This is a genomic window from Paenibacillus sp. J22P165 (genome assembly GCF_059692015.1).
This window is the reverse complement of sequence record NZ_JCAUAP010000002.1, coordinates 673,721-693,806: the sequence shown is the minus strand read 5'-3', so window position 1 is coordinate 693,806 and position 20,086 is coordinate 673,721. Positions and strand designations below refer to the sequence as shown.

Below are 20,086 nucleotides of genomic sequence, written 5' to 3'. Positions count from 1 at the left end.
TTTGAAGCGTATTAAATCCGAATATCCTTATATTTTCCAAACGGTGTGTGCAGTTCAGCGGTTGTTAGCGCTTTATTTGTTTTGTATACTAGGCAATACTAAGACAAATAACAACAAAGCGAGGCTGAATCATGACTATATGGAATAAGTTTGGATTACCACCGAAGCCGCATTCGTTAAAATATCGACTCATCATCATTCTGTTTATAAGCTCGCTTGCCCCTTTAATTCTGATAGGAAGTATTTCATATTTCTCGATGTATGCCATCCTGCAAAATAAGGCAGAGGGCGGTGCCCTTAGCAATTTGCATCAAGTCCGAATCATGTTGGAAGATACGCTTGGTCAATTGAATCATACTTCACAGCAGCTAGCCTTTGACGGCAGAGTAGGGAAAAGCTTAGAGAGCTACTTAGCAGCGGATATTTACGAGAAAAAAAGACTGAATGATGAGATTCGAAGTGAATTAGGATTAATTCATTTCACGAACCCAACGCTAGGATTGATGTTTTACTATTTTGAAAATGACAATCAGGCCTTATTTGAGAATTTTAGTGTAAATGACAATTATGATCTAAAGAATCTTCCTGTACTCATTAAATTCGATAAACTTACGTATATGGGTCCGCATCTTTCACTTAATCCTATTGATGGCAATCAAGTGCTTTCGATTCTTCGGAAAGTAGAGCTGCCGGATCGTGACGATGTGTATGTCTATATTGAAACGAATTTTAAGTTGGCTGAAAGCATCCTCAAAGACAATGATCAATTCGGCGGGAACTTAGTACATCTGATCGTTGATAATAACGGCAAAATTGTCTATAGCGAGGATTCGGAAGATTTTCCTGTTGGGAGTGTATATGCTTCTGCTGATTCTCATAAGGACAAGACAGGTAAATATCGGATGTTCGAGGAAGCCAGTAATCAGAAATGGAAAGTGATGTCGGCTGTCCCCAATTCGGTCTATAACCTCGAAGTATATAGGTGGATGAAGCAGTTTGTGTTTTTTGCTATTTTAACGTTAATTGCGAGTTTCTTTATTGCCTGGATGATTTGGAGAACCGTGTATCGACCGCTAAACCTGCTGAGTACGGATATTCGTAATGTAAAAAGCAATACGGAAGTATTTCCTAGAAGACAATCGCAAATTTCAGAGTTTGCAATGATATACAGAGAATTTGCCGAGATGAGAAGTCGTATTTTTGAGCTCATTAGTGAAGTAGAGCAGAAGGAACAGAGTAAAGCTTTTCTTGAGGTTGAGAAATTAATGACGCAAATCAATCCTCATTTTATACATAATACGCTGGATACGATACGCTGGCTGGCTCGTGCGAATGGGCAAAAGGATATTGATCGATTAGTATCTACGTTAAATAAAGTGCTCTATTATAATCTCGGAAAAGGCGGCCCGGCAAGAATCAATGATGAGATTGATGCTTTGAAAAATTACGTGGAGCTGCAGGGGATCCGCTACAATTTTCATTTTGATGTGAAGATCCATGCGGATGAGAAGGCACTTGCATTAGCAGTTCCAAGGTTTATTCTTCAGCCGCTCGTCGAGAATGCGTTATACCATGGCTTAGGTGACAATGGCGTTATTGAAGTGAGTGTAATCGAAGACGGTTTATCCCATGTCATTATTGAAGTGAAGGATAATGGTGATGGCATGACGGAGGACGATATTGCACAATTAATGAGTGAAAACACGTTAGAGAAGAAGAAAGTAGGAATGGGGATTGGGCTGCAATACGTGTATCGTATGGTCAAATTTCAATTCGGACCAGCAGCAAGTTTCCATATTGAAAGCACAATCGGCGCAGGGACGACGATCGTTCTTCGTCTTCCGATAGGAGGAGTTTGATGATGATAAAAGTTATGGTTGTTGACGATGACCATTTGGTACGGAAAGGCTTCATCACGATGATGCCTTGGCGTGAGCATAAATTAGAAGTGGTAGGCGAAGCTGGAAATGGGAAGAAAGCATTGGAGTTTCTTGAGAATAACCAAGTGGACTTACTTATTACAGATTTGGCTATGCCGGTTATGTCTGGTATTGATTTAATGAGATCGGTGAAAGAGAAATATAAGGATATCAGCATGGTCGTGTTGACGTTCCATCAGGATTTTGAGCTTATTCAAGAGGCGCTTCGTTTGGGCGCGCTGGATTACATAACGAAGGTTGAGCTTGAGCATGAGCACATGGATGATGTGCTGAGACGCATTGTGAACAAGATGGATGAGCAGAAAATGCGCACAAGGGATGCAAATGCACCTATTCAGCATCTGCATTTGACAACGCTATTGGAAGAAGATGAAGGGCCTTATTCACCAGAAGTTAATGCAAGTGTATGGAAAGCGGTAGATATTATTCAATCGGAGTTCCAGCAGGACCTCTTAGTCACGGATATTGCGAAAAGGGTCAATATGAGCCGCAGTTATTTCAGTCGTTGCTTTCGAGATATTGCGGGGAAAACGTTTAACGATTTCATCCGTGAAGTGCGGGTAAATCATGCGAAAGCCTTACTAATTCAGTCTAGCAAATCCATTGGGTGGATTGCGACGCAGGCTGGATATCCCAATGAGAAATATTTCAGCAAGGTATTTCGTGAGTTAACGGGGATGCTGCCCGGTGAGTTTCGCAAGAAGGAACCCGTAAAGTAACTTAGATTTGGTCGCAAATCGTCTCCTAATAAGTGCACTTTCGTCTACTGGACGTTCAAATGTGCCGATTACAAGACGATTTGCTACCTAAACACAAGACAGAATTGGACCTGAATGCCTTTCTTTTATTTTAAGATGTATGTGTAGGGTAATTAAAGAGGAGGGGCATTATGAAGAATAAAAAAGCTCTAATTTCTATGATGGCAATCGCTGTTCTAATGACAGCATGTTCAAGCAATAACACAGGGACTAGTAAGGATGGCGCACAATCAACGGCGGATTCTAACGTGAAAGTGGACCCTTTCAAGATGCCGAACCCGATTGAAGTTACCACATTCAAAAGTTTAAGTCCTGGAGCGAAGTTGCCAGCTGGTGATACAGTGGAAAGCAACCAGTACATGAAATATATTTCACAAAAAACGAATATTAACTTCAAAATTCTCTGGTATGCCGCTCCTCAGGATCATGAGCAAAAAATGAAGCTGGCTATCGCAAGTAACGACTTACCTGACGTTATGCTAGTGAATGAGCAGATTTTTCTAGCATTAGCTGAAGCGGGTCAAATTGAAGATATGAGTAAAGTATATGACAAATATGCTTCGCCTTTAGCGAAAGAGTTATACGGTTCAACGAACAATAAAGCGCTTGAGAAAGCGACGTATAAGGGCAAGTTGATGGGTATTCCGAATATCAGCGTTCAAGCGGATGCAGCAAGTATGGTATGGGTGCGCAAGGATTGGATGGATAAATTGGGGCTGCAGCCGCCGAAATCAATTGATGATGTAACGGCTATCGCCAAAGCTTTTGTTGAGAAAGATCCCGACGGCAATGGAAAAGCGGATACCATGGGGATCGCTGGGTTTGAGAAATCCTTGGCTGTGAATGGCAAAGCGCAACGTGGAGACTTCAAAGGTATTTTCCAAGCTTTCGGTGCATACCCATCCGGTGGGGTTGAAGGTGTCTCTAACTGGATTAAAGATAGCTCAGGCAAGGTAGTCTATGCTTCAATCACGCCTGAAACGAAACAAGCACTAACTAAGCTGCGTGAAATGTATGCTGCAGGCGCAATTGATAAGGAATTTGCGCTTCGTAAAGAGCCGAACGAAAATATTGTTTCTGGTAAATCGGGCGTTTTCTTCGGGCCATGGTGGTCCGGCGGTTTGGCTGCTGACGCGATGAAACTTAATCCAAAGGCTGATTTCGTACCCTACTTGATCCCTGATGCTAAGGGTGCAGTGAATACCATGATGGTACCAGTAAGTACACAATTTATCGTTGTGAAAAAAGGGATGAAAAATCCTGAAGCTGCCATGATCTACGCTAACACGTTTATCAATGCGCAACGTAAAGTAGATCCAGATGCCTTGAAGCTTGATTTCTCCGTAAGTGCAGAACACTGGCCGATCGGAAATGCGACGTTCGACTTTGCTGATGCGGTAGAAAGAAAATCAGACATGTTGAAAAAAGCGCTGGGTGGGCAAACCAAACCAGAAGAGCTGAGTCCAGAAATGAAAGAAATGTTTGATAAGGCAACTCGTGATAAAGCTAATCCGAAAGCAGATTTGAAAGATTGGTCTGGTTATTATGGCTACACAGCTCCTGCTGAGTTATTGAAACAAAACATGAATAAAGTGTATAGCGAATTTACGGCTAACACGAAGACGATGGAAAGAAAATGGGCGAATCTGCAAAAGCTGGAGAAAGAAACGTTCTTCGGAATTGTCATGGGCGAGAAACCGCTAGAAGCATTCGATAAGTTCGTAACCGATTGGAAGGCGCAAGGCGGCGACGAAATCACGAAAGAAGTGACAGAGGAACTGAACAAATCCAAAAAGTAATAGGTACTGACCAAAAGCGCACCGCCTAACCGATTGGTGGTGCGCTTTTTGTACACAATCATGTTTGAACTAGAGGTGTAAGACTAATGAATATTCGATCATTTTATAAGCACTATCATTTGATGCTCTTACCGGGAATTGTGCTTCTTATTATTTTTCACCTTATTCCGATGTTCGGGGTCGCCATTGCGTTCCAAAACTTTAAGATTGGTTTAGGTATCTGGGATTCGCCCTGGATTGGGTTCGAAAATTTCACGTACATGTTCGAGTTGGAAGACAGCAAAACGATTTTCTTTAATACCGTATTTATCGCAGTATGTAAAATTATTGCACATCTGATTGTTCCGCTCACATTTGCCATATTGCTGAATGAGATTCGCTTTCATATTTTTAAAAGATGGGTACAGACGGTTGTTTACCTCCCTCACTTTATTTCTTGGGTTATCTTAGCTGGCGTCGTGATGGATATGTTGTCGTTGGATGGCATTATCAATAGCACGTTGAAAATGTTTGGTATCGAGCCAATTATGTTCTTGGCGAAAAATAGTTGGTTTCCTACGATTGTAGTTAGCTCAGATATTTGGAAAGAATTTGGATTCGCTGCCATCGTTTATTTAGCGGCTTTAGCGGGCATTAATCCCTCACTGTATGAAGCGGCTGAAATGGATGGCGCTACGCGATTAAAGCAGTTATGGTATGTCACTTTGCCAAGCTTAGTACCAACCGTCGTGTTGTTGGCTACTTTGAGCATAGGAAATATTCTTAATGCAGGATTTGATCAAATTTTCAATTTGTATAATCCGCTTGTCTACAAATCAGGCGATATTATTGATACGTATGTGTACCGGGTTGGACTTGTGCAAGCACAATATGGTTTAGCGACAGCTGTCGGCCTATTGAAATCGATGATTGGGTTCATCCTTATTATCCTCTCTTACAAAATTGCTTATAAATACGCTAATTACAGAATTTTCTAATGAAGCAGGTGAATACTTATGGTACGTAGTAAAACAATATCCGCTCAGGTAGCCGAAGCCATTCTCGTCTTAGTTATGCTTCTGATCTCATTCATGTCGCTTGCTCCTGTTGTACACGTATTCTCTGTCTCGTTTAGCGATAATGCAGCAGCGGCAGGCGGCCTCGTCAAGTTCTGGCCTGTGGGATTTACTTTGGAGTCTTATCGTAAAATTCTTGAAGAGCCTCACTTTTTCAATGCTTTTCTAGTTTCTGTCAAACGGGTATTGCTTGGCGGTGGGATTAACTTCATTTTGACTGTCATGATGGCCTATCCTTTGTCTAGAAGCAATAAAGAGTTCCCGCATCGGACTTTGTATATGTGGTTTATGTTATTCACGATGTTATTCAGCGGTGGGATCATTCCTCTATATTTAACGATTAAATCCTTAGGGATGTTTAATACGATTTGGGCGCTAGTGCTGCCAGGAGCAGTCCCTGTGTTTAACGTCATTTTGTTAATGAACTTCTTCAGAAACTTGCCGAAGGAGCTTAGTGAAGCAGGTTATATGGATGGGGCAGGACCTTGGTACATGATGATTCGCGTCTATCTGCCACTTTCATTGCCCGCTATGGCAACGGTTACATTATTCAGTATTGTGGGTCACTGGAATGCGTTCTTTGACGGGATGATTTTTATGCGCAGCGCAGAATTTTATCCGTTGCAGACGTATATTCAGCAGCTCGTTGTTAGTCAGAACGCCATGCTCGAACTAGATTCCTCCAAATTGGAATTATTAATGAAGGTATCAGATAAAACACTCAATGCGGCCAAGATCGTTGTGTCGATGGTACCGATTCTAATTCTCTATCCGTTTCTGCAAAAATACTTTATCCACGGCATCATGCTAGGATCAGTCAAAGAATAAGAATAGTTGAAAAAGAGGTGTAATGTGATGTTAGGGAAGGTCATGACTTTCAATTTACGATACAACGAGCCGAAAGATGGGGCCAATGCATGGCCTTATCGCGTTAAACGCGTGGCTCAAACCATCCAAGAACATGATCCCATTCTTTTCGGCACACAAGAAGGCTATTATGACATGCTAACGGAGCTTCATGAAGAGCTGCCAGCCTACAATTGGATTGGCACGGGACGCTTTGGCGAACATGAGGATGAGCATAATGCTATTTTTTATAAAAAAGATCAGCTTGAGGTGCTTGAAGAGGGACATTTCTGGCTATCGGATACACCAGACGTTGCAGCAACCAAATGCTGGGACAGCATGTTCCCTAGAATGTGTACCTGGGTTCGATTCCAAGATAAGATCAGCCAGAAAGCGTTTGTCGTGTACAATACGCATCTGGACCATCGCAGCCAGGATGCCAGAGAAAACGGTGTTAAGGTGATTTGGAATTACGTATCTAGGCATCAAGCTGCTGGGCCCTTACCAGTTATTCTAATGGGAGACATGAATAGTCATCCAAGTAATACGACAATTCGTTATTTAAGCGGGAAGTCGCAGAAGACAGGACCCCAAGGCTGGTTGAAGGATGCTTATTCCCTTCTAGAAGGACCTATAGGTCGAACAGCTCACGATTTCAACGGTGGTGCAGATGAAGCACCTATCGATTATATCTTCGTCTCACCTGAAATAGAATTGCTGGATACGATTGTTGATAGAAGGCAAGTCGAAGGGGGCTACCCTTCCGATCATTACCCTATTATTGCAGCTGTGAACATACCCTAAAATGGTGTCAATCAAGGAGAATAGCGATGAAACCTGAGGCAAGAAACCGTTCAGTTATGACTATTACGCGCGAAATTGCTCATGCGGAGCAAAGCGCTTATATCGAAGTGCCTTTTGAAATGCCAGAGCATGTAGAGGAACTAGTAGTAACGTATTCGATTGAATCTCATAGTGAGCAGAGAGCTATTATTGACTTGGGCTTAAGAGACTCGGAGCGAGTGAGAGGCTGGAGTGGCGGTGCGCGTAAACAGTTTCAAGTTGGCTTGGAAAAGGCAACGCCTGGCTATACGTCAGGTGATTTAACGCCAGGAGACTGGGCGGTATTGCATAATGCGTATAAAGTGCCAAGTGAAGGCTGTTCGGTTCACGTCACCATTCAATTTCTGTATAAAACACCGCGTTGGCTCAAAGGCGATCTGCACACACACAGCGTGAATAGTGACGGAACGTTTACACTTGAGGAAAACGCGGCAATGATGGAGGGGCTTGGGTGCGATTTCATCGCCATGACCGATCATAATGCGGTTAGTCAAAACGTGACGTACCCACGGAATACGAATGTGCTCATGATTCCCGGCATGGAGTTTACGACGAACTTCGGGCATAGTAATTTTCTTGGCGTTGCCGATCCCATCCTTGATTTTCGAGTGAAAGGGCAGGAGGACGTCGAAGCTAAGATTGCTGAAGCGCGTGCAAATGGTGCCAAAATCGTCATCAATCACCCGCATTGTGAATTTTGCCCATGGGAATGGGATTTCAATGTGGATCACGATTGGGTCGAAGTGTGGAACGGGCCGTTTGCCGATCGAAATGCGAGAGCATTGCAATGGTGGCATGAGCAACTCGTCTCCGGCAGAAGACTTGTTGCTGTTGGTGGAAGTGATACACATCGCCCAGATCCGTACGTGAAGCATGCAATGCCGTGTACATGGGTGTACGCTTCTGGAAAGACCGTTGACGGTATTCTGAGTGCGATCGATTTGGGTCATGTTTGCATCACGTATGCGCCGCAGGGACCTTTCGTACAGCTGAATTGCGGCACCTATATGGTGGGAGATGTTGTACCCGCAGGAGAGTCAATTAACGAAGTTTCCTTCCAAGCAGAGGATCTGCTCATCGGGGATACGGTAAAACTAATAAGTAATCGTGGTTTGGAAAAGGAAGTTGAAGTGACGGAAGCTGGCAGTTTTGCCCTTCAAGTTGACATTCAAGACACAACCTTTGTAAGAGCGGAAGTGTGGCGACATTTTCAAGAGGTTGACATGACTTTAATGGCTGCGCTTACAAATCCTATTTATTTTGACAAGTAAGTACGCATAGACGAATAGACGAATAGACAGATGAATGTCAGGGAAAGGAGTTCAGATAATGGCGCAAAAGCTTGAGAAAATTTATGTTGTGTTCAAAACTCATTTTGATATTGGTTTTACAGGTTGGGTGTCTGATGTTGTCCAGCGCTACAGGACAGAAATGCTAAAAGATGTGATTGATATTTGTGAGAAAACGGCTCCGAATGCGGAGCATGAGAAATATGTGTGGACGATGGTTGTATTCTAAGATTGCGCGAATGGACGGGGACTGCAAGGGAGCTTGTTATTTCGCTTCCAGCTTCAATCACCCGTGTGTTCCAGACCGATCTGTTGGAGTATACGCAGTGTGAATTACCACTTGTATCTCGCAACGAAAACGGAGTTAAGCAAGTCATTCTTCCAACGAAGCCGTTCGAGGTACATACACTTCGCATTTGTTAGGACGTTTAGGAGGTTATCGACATGAAAGTTCAATACGGCATTTCCGCCATCAATTGGGTGAATGAAGATATCAAGGAATATGGGAACCACTATACAGCAGAGCAAGTGCTAACTGAAATGGCGAGTCTCGGCTTCGAAGGCACGGAGTTCTGCCGCAAATTTCCACGGGATGTCGATGCGCTCAAACAATTATTAGCAAGTAAAGATATGGTCCTCACCTCACAGTGGAGATCCGTTCACTTCAGTGATCCGTCTCGACATGAGGCAGAGATGGAAGCGTTTCGTGCACATGCAGACTTTCTGAAAGCCATGGGCTGTCAGTACGTCGTCACGTGTGAATCGAGTAATAAGATAGAGGATCTCGCGAATAACAAGATCAGTATTACACCCTTAACGGATGCCCAGTGGGAGTTTATGGTGGAAGGCTTACACAAGGCTGGTCAGTACTGTAAAGACAACGGCATGAAGCTCGTATACCATTTCCATGGTGAGACCGTCGTTGAAACCAGTGAAGAAATTGCTCGCTTAATGGAAATGACAGACCCCACGTTAGTTTATCTGCTTTTTGATTCGGGCCACGCGTATTATGGCGGCTGCGATCCGCTTTATATTTTGCAAACCTTCTATGATCGGATCGCTTACATCCATTTGAAAGACGTACGTGAGCAGGTGTTGGAACAACATCTCATAGACGGATACCGTTTTCGGGAAGGCGTGCGAAGAGGCGTGTTTACTGTGCCTGGGGATGGTTGTATTGATTTTAAACCTATTTTTGAAGAGTTGAAAAAACGCCATTATGAAGGCTGGATCATTGTGGAAGCGGAACAAAATCCAGACATTGCGAACCCGCTGTTCTACGCAGAAAAAGCAAGGAATTATTTGAAATCACTAACCGAATAACTCGGCACTACCTTGCCCCTGGCGCTTATGCATCCAGGGGCACTGTTTCACATATCTCAGTTACGATGAAGGAGTACAACCAAATGAAACAATTAGCTATTCATGGATTCGAGTCCGCATGTTCACAAATGATTCTGGGTTCGGATTATTTTCAGCCTGCGATTCAACCCCAAGTAGACAGTCTGCTCGATGCGTATGTTGAAGTTGGCGGCAATATGGTAGATACAGCACATGGGTATAGAGCTGGTGAGAGTGAAAAATCTATCGGTCACTGGATGAAAGCGAGAGGCAATCGCGATAGCATGTTGATTATGACGAAGGGAGCCCATCATGATGCGAATGGACCCCGCGTGAATGCCGCAGCAATTACGAGTGACCTAACTGATAGTTTACAACGGCTGCAAACCGATTATATCGATTTCTATGCGTTACATCGTGACGATCCTGAAGTGTCAGTGGAACCTATCATCGATAGTTTGAATGAGCATATCCATGCCGGGAAAATTCGTGCGATCGGTGCCTCGAATTGGACGCATCAGCGAATCCAGTTAGCTAACGACTATGCGGAGAGAAAAGGGCTGATGGGTTTTACTTTTAGCAGTACGAATTTAAGCCTTGCAACACCGAATATGCCTCGCTGGCCAGGTTGCGTCTCAGCGGATGAATCGACGATCGAATGGCATCAGATGACCCATACACCATTATTTTCTTGGTCATCGTTGGCTGCGGGATTCTTGACGGGGCGTTTCACACCAGACAATCAGGATAACGAAGAGATGGTTCGCGTCTACTACAACGAACTCAATTGGCAACGATTGGAACGTGCCAAACAATTAGCAGCCGACAAAGGGGTAACATTGGCGCAAATCTCATTAGCCTATGTAACGAATCAAGCCTTCCCTACTTGTGCAATCGTTGCTGCACATTCCTTAGAAGAATTGAATGCGAACTGTGTTGCGGTAGATATCGCGTTGTCACCCGCAGAAGTGCGTTGGCTCGAAAAGGGATTACCCCTATGAAGGCGCTTTTTTCTGCTGAGGGGGTTGTAACCCCTAGCTGCTCGAAAAGTCATATCACGTACACCTTGCATCTCCATTCGCCTGTAGATGAACTCTATGTGGATTTTGCTTACGAACCTAAGACATTAGAAGAGGAGTGGAAGGCCAAATCATTGATCGAGGAAGGTCTTCAGCGTTATATGCTGCCGGAGCACGTCGAAGCCAGCCAACAGAATTGGAGAGCGTACTTACCTTTGCAGAATTTGCTAACGCTATCATTCGATGATGAGCATGGCTTTCGTGGAGCAGGACATCGACATGACCCCGTTCAACGCCTGAAGATTGCAAACGAAGAAGCCTCTCCAGGTTTGATTCCAGGACAGCTTCCACGTGGTCAGTTCCGAGTCACGATCAGCCTTCATTGCGTTGTATCTGAGCAAGTCAGATACAGATTGCGGATTGAAGAAGGGGGGCAGGCAGATGAGACAGTGGCAGCCCTATGAGCTTCATACGCATACTTTTCATAGTGATGGGAAACAGTCGCTCCTTGAATTAGCAGAAGCGGCTAAGTCACTTGGATTTGCTGGCTTCGCCTTAACGGACCACAATACAATGACGGGGCTCTCCGACCGTGAGCACATTCAAGATGGAGTTGGGATCAACATTATTCAAGGGTTGGAATGGACAACGTTTTTTGGTCACATGGTTACACTGGGGATTCGCGATTATGTGGATTGGCGGCAACTAAGTCCCTTTCATATTTCCCGGGGAATCGAAGGGGTTCATCGTCAAGGCGGTGTAGTAGGGATCGCTCATCCCTTCCGTGTCGGAAGTCCAATGTGCACCGGCTGTTTCTGGGAGTTTGAAATTTCCGATTGGCATGAAGTTGACTACATCGAAGTATGGTCTGGCGTATTCCCTTCCATTCAAAAGAATAATAGACGGGCATTTGCACGATGGACCGAATTACTAAATAGTGGAGTCAGGATATCCGCTACAAGTGGAAGGGATTGGCATATCAAAGATCCTGTGAAAGAACCTATCAGTGCCACGTACCTGCACATCAATCAGAATGAAGGAGCGGAATCTGGTGTCATAAACGCCCTGCGTACTGGAGCGATTGCTGTTTCCATGGGGCCACTTCCACTTCTAGCTATTAAATGGGAAAATCAGGTGTTGGCTGGCATCGGAGGATCAATTAGTAGAAAAGCGCATGCATCCAACTGTTTTGAAGTTGTAATCGGAGTTGATTTTACTGTGAGAAGTGGTCAATGGGAGCTAATGGACATGTCCGTTACTCTACGATTGAATAGCAACAAGGGTGAGATCGCAGTATGTGAGCTGTCAAAGGTAGATCAAGAGAGGGTGTTCTCGCTAGACTTGGAGGGTGTCAGTTGGCTGCGAGCGGAAATGTTCGGGACATTCCATCAGGTGCACACCATGATCGGGTTTACGAATCCCATTTATTTGAATGATTAAGGAGGGGGAAAACAATGGCGGATATTTCTAGTGTTTGGTATATTTCTCACCTAGATCTATTGATTCGAATGTTGGTGGCGACTGTACTTGGGGGATTAATTGGATTAGAACGGGAATGGAGTAACCATGCCGCTGGGTTTCGTACGCATATACTGGTGTGTTTGGGTTCTACCACAATCATGCTTTTGTCCATTTATGGGTTCTCGGAATTCGTTAACGAATCGAATGTACGTGCAGATCCAGCAAGGCTCGCTGCGCAAGTCATTAGCGGTATTGGCTTTCTTGGTGCAGGCGCGATTTTACGCAATGGATCCGTAGTGAGTGGACTCACCACGGCTGCTTCGGTGTGGGTGGTTGCTGCTGTTGGATTATGTGTCGGAGCCGGATTTTTCTTCGTGGCTGTGTTATGCACCTTCTTGGCTTTAGTTAGCTTGCTCTTATTGAACAAATGGGAGAAGCACTTGTTAAGAAATCGTCGCGTACATGAGATTACCGTTAAAGTGCTAGATCATCCAGGTGTACTTGGCAAGATTGCATCCGCGTTAGGGGACCAAGGCATTCAAATCATGAAGATGAAAATGATGCCGGATATTGAAATCACGGGAAATAGCCTCGAGAAGCCGACTATGCAACTTTGTTTTACGATGAAGGCACCAGAGAAAGGCAAGCTCCTTGCAGCACTAGATGAAATTCATCGCTCCGAATATGTACTGTCAGCAGATTCTCCTTGGTTGGAAAGTTCTCCAATCAAGCAAGCGGTCAAAACGATGAGTGTACAGTAATACATGGAATTCCCAATAAGCAATACAAAAACAGAGTTCCGTGAGGTGTCGGGCTCTGTTTTTTTTGTTTGTAGGGGAAATTGATGACTACTAATGTACAATTAACTATGTACATGGTAAAATAATACACAATAATTTCGAAATTTAAACTGGATATAAACTGGTGCGAGGAGAGATCATCTTGGTCAAAGGACGTAAGTCATTCAGAGAACGATTAAATGAGATGGTAGGCACACTTCGCAAAGAAATCATACAGGGTACATTGCAAGTTGGTGATTTTTTGCCCAGTGAAATAGATTTGTCTAGGAAGTTCGATTTGAGTAATCTTTCTGTTCGTAAAGGCCTTCAAACCTTAGTGGAGGAAGGGTATATTACGAAAATTCCTTCTGTCGGCAATCAGGTCATCGAACAGTTTAAACAACAAAAATGTCATATCCGATTTGCTTATCCAGCTGACTTAGAAGAGTCGGTTCAAATCTCCACGTTGTTGGATCAATTTGAAGCACGATATCCTCACATTGAAATTGTTCGCATTGCCGAAAGTGGAGGCGACTACACCTCCTATTTGCGTTCAGGATTGCAGGAGGGGCAAATCGATGTCGCGTTGTTAAGTGATTCCGTTTTCTATAGTTTAACAGCGGAGCAAGAGGCAGCCGCTTATTTTGCGCCAACCCCGCCACTAGAAGGACAATATCGCATGTTAGCACAATGCTTTAGTCAAAATGAACACTTATATGCTTCGCCATTTTCGTTTTCACCGCTGGTGCTTTGCTATAATAAATCGCACTTTCGAGAGATGTCCCTTGCTATGCCAGATTCAAGCTGGACATGGTCTGATCTCGCGGAGCACGCGAAGCTACTGACACAACCGAATACGAAGTATGGCTTCTATTTTTACACAAGGTCGCGCAACCGTTGGCCTTTATTCTTGATGCAAAATGGCGTCGAAGCGCCGCGTGATCATGAAGGATCTATTCCACAGTGTGTGGAGCAAATTAAAGATGGGCTTAACGACTATCGACGTGTCTTAGATGGTCCCATGTTGTTTCCTCATTTCCTAGCGAATGCGCCATTACCTTTAACACCGGAAGCTTTATTTGCGCAAGGGAAGCTGTCGATGATTATTACTTCCTATTTCCATCTCAATCGATTGTTGAATCTGCAAGACATTGACTTCGATATTGCACCCATTCCACGTGGGAAAGAAGCGAAGACACTGCTAATTACGCTTGGCATTGCCATAGCCAATCGTTCGCAGAATAAGGACGAAGCCGCACTGCTTGCCCAATTCTTCACTTCGTATGATTCCCAAGTTGGCTTAAGGCTGCGTACGACTAGTATTCCTGCCCTTCGCAGCGCAGCAGAATTAGAGGGAGCTGACATGGCTTTCAGTCGCTATACAATGTATCGGGATATTGTACCTACGTATACCTCGCTCAAAGAGATGGGACTGTCTTCCGAGAAGCTGGACAAAATAATGGAAGCCGCACAGCTCCATTGGTCCATGCTGGAAGATGAAGCAACGTTAAATCAACGTTTGACGGATATTCTTACATAATTATGTGTATAGCAGTTTATATCCAATTTATTTTGTTGTTGACACGATAGATGAAGTCATGTAATTTATATTATGACAACACAAATATAAATTACATGTAAATCGGAAGGGGGATTACATGAAACGTCCGATGTCGAGCCGAATCTTCGACGGGATAAACGTTTGGCTGCTAGTCGTGATTTCGGTGACGATGTTATTTCCGTTTGCCTACATCTTCTCCGTTTCATTCACGACACTGGAACAATATTTGCACAGTGAAGTGCTGCTCTTTCCACGTGTATGGGTCATGGATGCTTATCGTTATATTCTAGGTTCCAGTACCTTTATTCATGCCATGTGGATCACAGTTCTTGTTACCATCTTGGGAACTTTCGTCAATTTATTGTTTACCTGCACATTTGCTTACGCGCTAACAAGAAACATTTATGGGCAGAAGTTGATGCTGTTGCTCATCCTCATCACGTTATTATTCTCTGCGGGCATTATTCCAACGTATCTTGTTGTAAAAGCAACTGGACTTTTGGACTCCATTTGGGCGTTAATTCTGCCAGTTGCCATCGCTCCGTTTAATCTCATTGTCGTACGTCAGTTTTTTCTCAACATTCCAAACGAATTGAATGAAGCGGCCGTTATTGATGGGGCCAATGATCTGACGATTTTCCGGAAAATCGTACTACCACTTTCTAAACCAGCTTTAGCCGCATTTTGCTTATTCTACGCAGTCACCCATTGGAACAACTACTTCACAGGCATCCTCTACATAAACAATCCTTTTTATTGGCCCATTCAGGTTATCCTACGTCAACTTGTTGTACAAAGTGATTCCAAAGCTTTAACGGGCATGGACCTCGCGATGGTTGAAAACCCGCCGCCGCCCGAGACGATTCAAATGGCAGCAATTTTGGTTGCCACACTGCCGATCTTGCTTGTTTATCCGTTTCTACAAAAGCATTTTGCTAAAGGTGTTATGCTCGGATCCGTTAAGGGATAGCTGCATGTCGCTCAGTAGGAAAGGGCATGTATTCACGCGTGATAACTAAAAAGGGGACGTGACCAATGAATCGTAAAGAGTTTTTTGTCGTGTTAATGGCTTCAAGTGTATCGCTTGCAGTAGTTGCCTGTTCCTCCAACTCTACATCAACCACCTCTTCGTCACCGACGGGTACTACGCCCGCAACCAATAGTCCCGCACCTACTGCGGAAACAGCCAAGAAAATAACCATTACAACGATGAAATCCATTAATGGCGATGTCCCACCCCAAAATGGCAAAGCCGTTCAAAAAATTAACGAAAAGTTTAATGTAGATTATCAAGCTGCTTTAGTGCCAAGCGGATCCTACACAGAGAAATTAAATGTCACTTTAGCATCGGGCAGTCTTCCTGATGCAACCTTGCTGCCTTCAGCTGAATTAACCGATAAATACAGTAAATTTGCGAAGCAAGGCGCATTTCTAGCGTTAGACGACTACATAAAGAGTTATCCCTCCTTAAAGCTTGTTCCTGACTATGTGTGGGATCAGTTCCGAGTGAATGGCAAAGTCTACGCGATACCAGGCTATAATCCCAAATTCGGTTTTACAGTTGTCGTGCGTAAAGATTGGCTGGATAGCTTAGGTTTAAAAGCACCGACGAACTATGAGGAGCTTAAGCAAGTTGCGCTAGCTTTTACCAAGAATGATCCGGATAAAAACGGTAAGAACGATACGTATGGACTTGCGATTGGAAAAGACATTAACTGGCCAATTCCAATGGCAGCGTACTGGGATCCAGATGCTTGGTACCATAAAGATGATAAGAACCGTTTTATTCCAGGAATTGTATCGAATGCGCGGAAGGACATGATTCAGTGGTTTTCAGATCTGTATAAGGAAGGTGCAATGACTAAGGACTTCATTACACTGGATTGGGCAGCGACGAATAAAGAGTTTTATTCAGGCAAAGCGGGTATTTTCATTGGTAGTCCACGCGGAATGTCAGAGCAATACATGGATGGTCTTTTGAAAATTGAACCGAAAGCACAGTTCCTTCCATTAGATGCTTTTACCGCACCAGATGGCTCAAAAGGGTTCACAGCAAGTCGTGGCTTCGCCAACATGGTCGTGATTTCAGCGCAAGCTGGCAAAGATCAAGATAAGGTTAAACGTATCCTAAGCATGGTTGACTTCTCCCGTAACTTCTATCCGAATGAGCAAAAGAACGATAAAAATAAAGATTTTGATTTCTTATATGGTGGACTTGGCGAAGGTTATGATCTTACCGATGGCATTGGCGTTGCGAAGCCAGCATCCATTACGCAAGGGCTTGTGCCAGCAACGTATCTACTTGATGGTGTGATGGTTCCGTCCAAAGATACGGATGTAGATTATCCAGCCATGTATAAACTGCCACAACTGAAAGAATTGACTGCGGCGATTTCCAAACAGTATACACAATTAAAATTCTACCAAAGCCCGAATTACGCGGTCATTTCCCAAACTGAGATTTCAAAAGGTGCAGAATTAAAGAAATTTTTACTAGATGAACAATCCAAAATGATTGCTGGCGTTCGTCCTGTTGCAGACTGGAGTAAAGTAGTCGAAGAATGGAAAACCAAAGGCGGCGAAGCCATCATCACAGAAATGAATGCAGGTATTAAAATCAAGGACGCAAAAGAAGCATGGCAATAAGCTAGACGCGTGTCGCACTTGCGAACATTAACATGGGGGAGGGCTAGCCGTGTTTAAATACCTGGGTCGTCCTTGTAGAAATTTTAATATTTTGGCTAAAACAGTCATGATCGATCCGCTGGATGGGAGGGAAAAGCTGGTTCTCTCCAACTTTGTAGCTGGGGGTACCGGTTCTCTAATTTTCATCGATACGGAAAGTCACGCGTACGAAGTCCTTCCATTGCCAGGAGATGAAGGCGCTTGGGGGCTAGTGAATTGGTTTGATCAAAAGTTAGTCGTAGGCACATGCCCAAATCATGCGTATCTCCATTGTTTGGATTTAGTAACGCGAGAATGGGCACCTCCGCTCTCGGATCCAGATGAGAAGTATTTCTGGGATATGACACTAGGTTCAGATGGGCATGTGTATGGTGGAAGTTGGCCTGGCTGCAGCTTGCTGCGATATGATCCACGCTCTCATGAATTGCTTAATCTAGGCAGGGTATCAGATAACTTGGATAATCATTACAGCCGTCCGGTCTATGGCGGTTTACCAGGCACAATTTTCGTAGCTGGTGGTTTCAGCGAGTCATTCCTAAAGGCGTACGATTTGCAAAAAGGTGAATTTCAATCCATTGATGCGCCTGGATTTACCGTTCGGGAAGCGAACAGCTCATTCATCTGTTTAGAAAAAGGAACAGAACAAATTTGGTATGATCCAGTCACCTTCAAGCGTATACCGGACCTAGATCCACAATGTCTGAGTGTAAATGCAATTACACTGCCCAATGGTCAATCCTGTTCTGTCATCGCACTGGCGAATGGCAGGTATGCTGGGGTGCGGGGTCAGGACTATTTTATCCTTGAGCAGCTCGCAGACGTTCCTGTCTTACAAAGAATACCGTCTGATCCATCACCGACTCGCATATTCACATTACTGACCGACGCTAAGAATCAGGTGTGGGGATCCAGTGGATTTGGCCAAACCATCTTCCGGTATGATCCGGTGAGTGGTGAAGCCTGGAACTCAGCAACAGTCTGCAATGCTGGCGGTGAAGTGTACGGGATGGTTGCTCTAGGAGAGCAGTTGTATTTATCTGCTTATGTTGGTGGCGATCATATTATCTATCAGCCCGAGCAGCCTTGGGATCAATTAAATAATCGCAATCCCAAAATGTTGCAAGCGGCTTCGCCAGATTACATTAGGCCGGAGGGACGCAGCGTGCTGGGACCAGATGGCGGCATCTGGACAGGATGGTCCGCCAAATACGGGCAATACGGCGGCGCGTTGAGCCGCATGGATCCAGACACGGAGCGCGTACACATATGGCGTGAACCACTGAACAATGGACAGCAAGTTTGCGGAGTGGCGGCTGATGAGCGTTATGTGTATGTGAAGACGAATGGCGGTGCCAGTGGACTTCCTATTCGTCAAGTAGCTTGTGGATTCGGGGTTTGGCAGCCAGGCGTTGGACTCCTGCATCAAGTTGCGTTCCCCGAAGAGGAGCAGATGGGTCATGCGATTGCAGTTGGAAACTTGTATGTGTTTATTCAAGCGGGATCATCCCTTCATCTTTTTGATCCGAACACGATGGAGGTTGTGGAGCGTATAGCAACTGCTGAGCCTTGCAGCTGGCTTTTGCAAGGGGATGAAGGCACGATGCTGGCTTTTATCGGGAAAGAAGCCGTTTGGTTCGATGAACGGACGACGCAGGTTGTGAGAAAAGAGGAACTGCCAGGTCCGGTAAGAGCGGCTGCCCGTGCTTCGAACGGCGATATTTATTTTGCAGTAGGAGATGTCTTGTATAGCTTCGAAAGCACGAAAGTGATAGGGAGGGATTCCTCAGTTGACTCAATCATTGCGCAGGAGACTGTATAAAGACCGGTATCTCTTCCTGCTTGCTATGCCCGGCATCTTGTATTTTATCATCTATAAGTATTTACCTATGGCTGGTATTGTGATTGCTTTTCAGGAGTATAGTCCCTTCTTAGGTTTCATGAAAAGTCCCTGGGTAGGCTTCGATCAGTTTCGCGCCTTATTTGCTGAGAGTGAATTGACGAGGGTCATGTGGAACACATTAGTGCTTTCCTTTATGCAGATTGCGTTCGCCTTTCCTGCGCCCATCTTGTTAGCATTGATGTTAAATGAGCTTCGGAATGAACTGTTTAAGCGATTTGTACAAACGGTCGTCTACTTGCCGCACTTTTTATCTTGGGTTTTTGTTGTAGGGATCTTCATTATTTTCTTGCGTGGTGAAGGGCTGATTAATAATTTCCTAGAAGTGTATTTCCATCGAGCGGAGCCGGTTGGTTTTCTTTCGAACCCGCATTTCTTCCGGCCGCTTATTGTTCTGCAAGTCATCTGGAAAGAGGTAGGCTGGGGAACGATTCTGTTTCTTGCTGCACTTGCCGGCATAAATCCCGATTTGTATGAAGCCTCCACCATGGATGGTGCGAATCGCTGGTGCAAAATATGGCATGTCACCTTGCCAGGTATTCGAAGTACGATTGTTATTTTATTAATTATACGTTTAGGTCATGTCATGGATAGTGGATTCGAGCAGTTGTTCTTGATGCGGAGTGCGTACAATAAAGAAATTGCGGAAGTCTTGGATACGTATGTGTACTACAAAGGGATTGACCAATCGAATTATAGCTTTGCAACAGCTGTAGGGGTATTTAAAGGTGTAATCGGCTGTATTCTCGTACTCGGTGCAAATCGAATTGCGAAGAAATACGGCGAACAGGGGATTTATTAGGAGGGAAAACA

General features: G+C 44.4%; 19 protein-coding genes. All 19 read left to right on the top strand.

Annotated features, from left to right (window positions below):
* The first annotated feature begins 131 nt into the window (after positions 1-131).
* The 19 genes from AC58QM_RS07270 (at position 132) to AC58QM_RS07180 (ending at position 20,075) form a co-directional block, all read left to right on the top strand.
* Positions 132-1,859, top strand: coding sequence for a sensor histidine kinase (locus AC58QM_RS07270; protein ID WP_497282588.1), 1,728 nt, complete (start codon positions 132-134; stop codon positions 1,857-1,859).
* On the top strand, positions 1,859-2,659 hold the full coding sequence (locus tag AC58QM_RS07265) for a response regulator transcription factor (protein ID WP_497282586.1): 801 nt from the start codon (positions 1,859-1,861) through the stop codon (positions 2,657-2,659). Before AC58QM_RS07270 ends, AC58QM_RS07265 begins: the two co-directional genes overlap by 1 nt.
* A 170-nt stretch (positions 2,660-2,829) precedes the next feature.
* The gene (locus AC58QM_RS07260) at positions 2,830-4,497 is read left to right on the top strand and encodes a type 2 periplasmic-binding domain-containing protein (protein ID WP_497282584.1); all 1,668 of its coding nucleotides are present in this window, start codon (positions 2,830-2,832) and stop codon (positions 4,495-4,497) included.
* An 86-nt stretch (positions 4,498-4,583) separates the two neighbouring features.
* Positions 4,584-5,474, top strand: a complete 891-nt coding sequence (locus AC58QM_RS07255; RefSeq protein WP_497282583.1) for an ABC transporter permease — start codon at positions 4,584-4,586, stop codon at positions 5,472-5,474.
* Between the two features lie 18 nt (positions 5,475-5,492).
* Positions 5,493-6,380: a carbohydrate ABC transporter permease gene (locus AC58QM_RS07250; protein WP_497282582.1), complete on the top strand. Its 888-nt coding sequence runs from the start codon at positions 5,493-5,495 to the stop codon at positions 6,378-6,380.
* 27 nt (positions 6,381-6,407) lie between these two features.
* Complete coding sequence (locus AC58QM_RS07245) at positions 6,408-7,202, top strand: endonuclease/exonuclease/phosphatase family protein (protein ID WP_497282581.1); 795 nt, start codon at positions 6,408-6,410, stop codon at positions 7,200-7,202.
* Between the two features lie 26 nt (positions 7,203-7,228).
* Positions 7,229-8,512 (top strand): CehA/McbA family metallohydrolase, encoded by a 1,284-nt coding sequence (locus AC58QM_RS07240; RefSeq protein ID WP_497282579.1) that lies wholly within the window; start codon positions 7,229-7,231, stop codon positions 8,510-8,512.
* 58 nt (positions 8,513-8,570) lie between these two features.
* A complete protein-coding gene (locus AC58QM_RS07235; RefSeq protein ID WP_497282578.1) occupies positions 8,571-8,759 on the top strand; it encodes a hypothetical protein in 189 nt (62 codons plus the stop codon).
* Entirely contained in the window at positions 8,738-8,953 is a 216-nt protein-coding gene (locus AC58QM_RS07230; RefSeq protein ID WP_497282577.1) for a glycosyl hydrolase-related protein, read from the top strand. Before AC58QM_RS07235 ends, AC58QM_RS07230 begins: the two co-directional genes overlap by 22 nt.
* Positions 8,954-8,974: 21 nt before the next feature.
* Positions 8,975-9,853 carry a myo-inosose-2 dehydratase gene (gene iolE, locus AC58QM_RS07225; RefSeq protein ID WP_497282575.1) on the top strand — a complete coding sequence of 293 codons (879 nt, stop codon included), beginning with the start codon at positions 8,975-8,977 and terminating at the stop codon, positions 9,851-9,853.
* Positions 9,854-9,936: 83 nt separating this feature from the next.
* Positions 9,937-10,872 carry an aldo/keto reductase gene (locus AC58QM_RS07220; protein ID WP_497282574.1) on the top strand — a complete coding sequence of 312 codons (936 nt, stop codon included), beginning with the start codon at positions 9,937-9,939 and terminating at the stop codon, positions 10,870-10,872.
* Complete coding sequence (locus AC58QM_RS07215) at positions 10,869-11,354, top strand: hypothetical protein (protein ID WP_497282572.1); 486 nt, start codon at positions 10,869-10,871, stop codon at positions 11,352-11,354. The genes AC58QM_RS07220 and AC58QM_RS07215 overlap by 4 nt, the downstream gene beginning before the upstream one ends.
* A complete protein-coding gene (locus AC58QM_RS07210; protein WP_497282570.1) occupies positions 11,332-12,330 on the top strand; it encodes a CehA/McbA family metallohydrolase in 999 nt (332 codons plus the stop codon). Before AC58QM_RS07215 ends, AC58QM_RS07210 begins: the two co-directional genes overlap by 23 nt.
* Before the next feature lie 14 nt (positions 12,331-12,344).
* Positions 12,345-13,112, top strand: a complete 768-nt coding sequence (locus AC58QM_RS07205; RefSeq protein WP_497282568.1) for an MgtC/SapB family protein — start codon at positions 12,345-12,347, stop codon at positions 13,110-13,112.
* 181 nt (positions 13,113-13,293) lie between these two features.
* Positions 13,294-14,670 carry an ABC transporter substrate-binding protein gene (locus AC58QM_RS07200; RefSeq protein ID WP_497282566.1) on the top strand — a complete coding sequence of 459 codons (1,377 nt, stop codon included), beginning with the start codon at positions 13,294-13,296 and terminating at the stop codon, positions 14,668-14,670.
* Between the two features lie 118 nt (positions 14,671-14,788).
* Entirely contained in the window at positions 14,789-15,661 is an 873-nt protein-coding gene (locus AC58QM_RS07195; protein ID WP_497282565.1) for a carbohydrate ABC transporter permease, read from the top strand.
* A gap of 65 nt (positions 15,662-15,726) precedes the next feature.
* On the top strand, positions 15,727-17,337 hold the full coding sequence (locus tag AC58QM_RS07190; protein ID WP_497282563.1) for an extracellular solute-binding protein: 1,611 nt from the start codon (positions 15,727-15,729) through the stop codon (positions 17,335-17,337).
* A gap of 49 nt (positions 17,338-17,386) precedes the next feature.
* Positions 17,387-19,195: an NHL repeat-containing protein gene (locus tag AC58QM_RS07185; protein WP_497282561.1), complete on the top strand. Its 1,809-nt coding sequence runs from the start codon at positions 17,387-17,389 to the stop codon at positions 19,193-19,195.
* Positions 19,196-19,220: 25 nt separating this feature from the next.
* Positions 19,221-20,075: an ABC transporter permease gene (locus tag AC58QM_RS07180; RefSeq protein WP_497282785.1), complete on the top strand. Its 855-nt coding sequence runs from the start codon at positions 19,221-19,223 to the stop codon at positions 20,073-20,075.
* Positions 20,076-20,086: the final 11 nt, after the last annotated feature.

Coding starts and splice junctions, on each gene's coding strand:
- AC58QM_RS07220 (WP_497282574.1), top strand. CDS start 9,937: ATGAAACAATTAGCTATTCATGGATTCGAGTCCGCATGTTCACAAATG.
- AC58QM_RS07255 (WP_497282583.1), top strand. CDS start 4,584: ATGAATATTCGATCATTTTATAAGCACTATCATTTGATGCTCTTACCG.
- AC58QM_RS07215 (WP_497282572.1), top strand. CDS start 10,869: ATGAAGGCGCTTTTTTCTGCTGAGGGGGTTGTAACCCCTAGCTGCTCG.
- AC58QM_RS07260 (WP_497282584.1), top strand. CDS start 2,830: ATGAAGAATAAAAAAGCTCTAATTTCTATGATGGCAATCGCTGTTCTA.
- AC58QM_RS07265 (WP_497282586.1), top strand. CDS start 1,859: ATGATGATAAAAGTTATGGTTGTTGACGATGACCATTTGGTACGGAAA.
- AC58QM_RS07235 (WP_497282578.1), top strand. CDS start 8,571: ATGGCGCAAAAGCTTGAGAAAATTTATGTTGTGTTCAAAACTCATTTT.
- AC58QM_RS07250 (WP_497282582.1), top strand. CDS start 5,493: ATGGTACGTAGTAAAACAATATCCGCTCAGGTAGCCGAAGCCATTCTC.
- AC58QM_RS07270 (WP_497282588.1), top strand. CDS start 132: ATGACTATATGGAATAAGTTTGGATTACCACCGAAGCCGCATTCGTTA.
- AC58QM_RS07180 (WP_497282785.1), top strand. CDS start 19,221: ATGCCCGGCATCTTGTATTTTATCATCTATAAGTATTTACCTATGGCT.
- AC58QM_RS07210 (WP_497282570.1), top strand. CDS start 11,332: ATGAGACAGTGGCAGCCCTATGAGCTTCATACGCATACTTTTCATAGT.
- AC58QM_RS07195 (WP_497282565.1), top strand. CDS start 14,789: ATGAAACGTCCGATGTCGAGCCGAATCTTCGACGGGATAAACGTTTGG.
- AC58QM_RS07205 (WP_497282568.1), top strand. CDS start 12,345: ATGGCGGATATTTCTAGTGTTTGGTATATTTCTCACCTAGATCTATTG.
- AC58QM_RS07190 (WP_497282563.1), top strand. CDS start 15,727: ATGAATCGTAAAGAGTTTTTTGTCGTGTTAATGGCTTCAAGTGTATCG.
- iolE (WP_497282575.1), top strand. CDS start 8,975: ATGAAAGTTCAATACGGCATTTCCGCCATCAATTGGGTGAATGAAGAT.
- AC58QM_RS07245 (WP_497282581.1), top strand. CDS start 6,408: ATGTTAGGGAAGGTCATGACTTTCAATTTACGATACAACGAGCCGAAA.
- AC58QM_RS07240 (WP_497282579.1), top strand. CDS start 7,229: ATGAAACCTGAGGCAAGAAACCGTTCAGTTATGACTATTACGCGCGAA.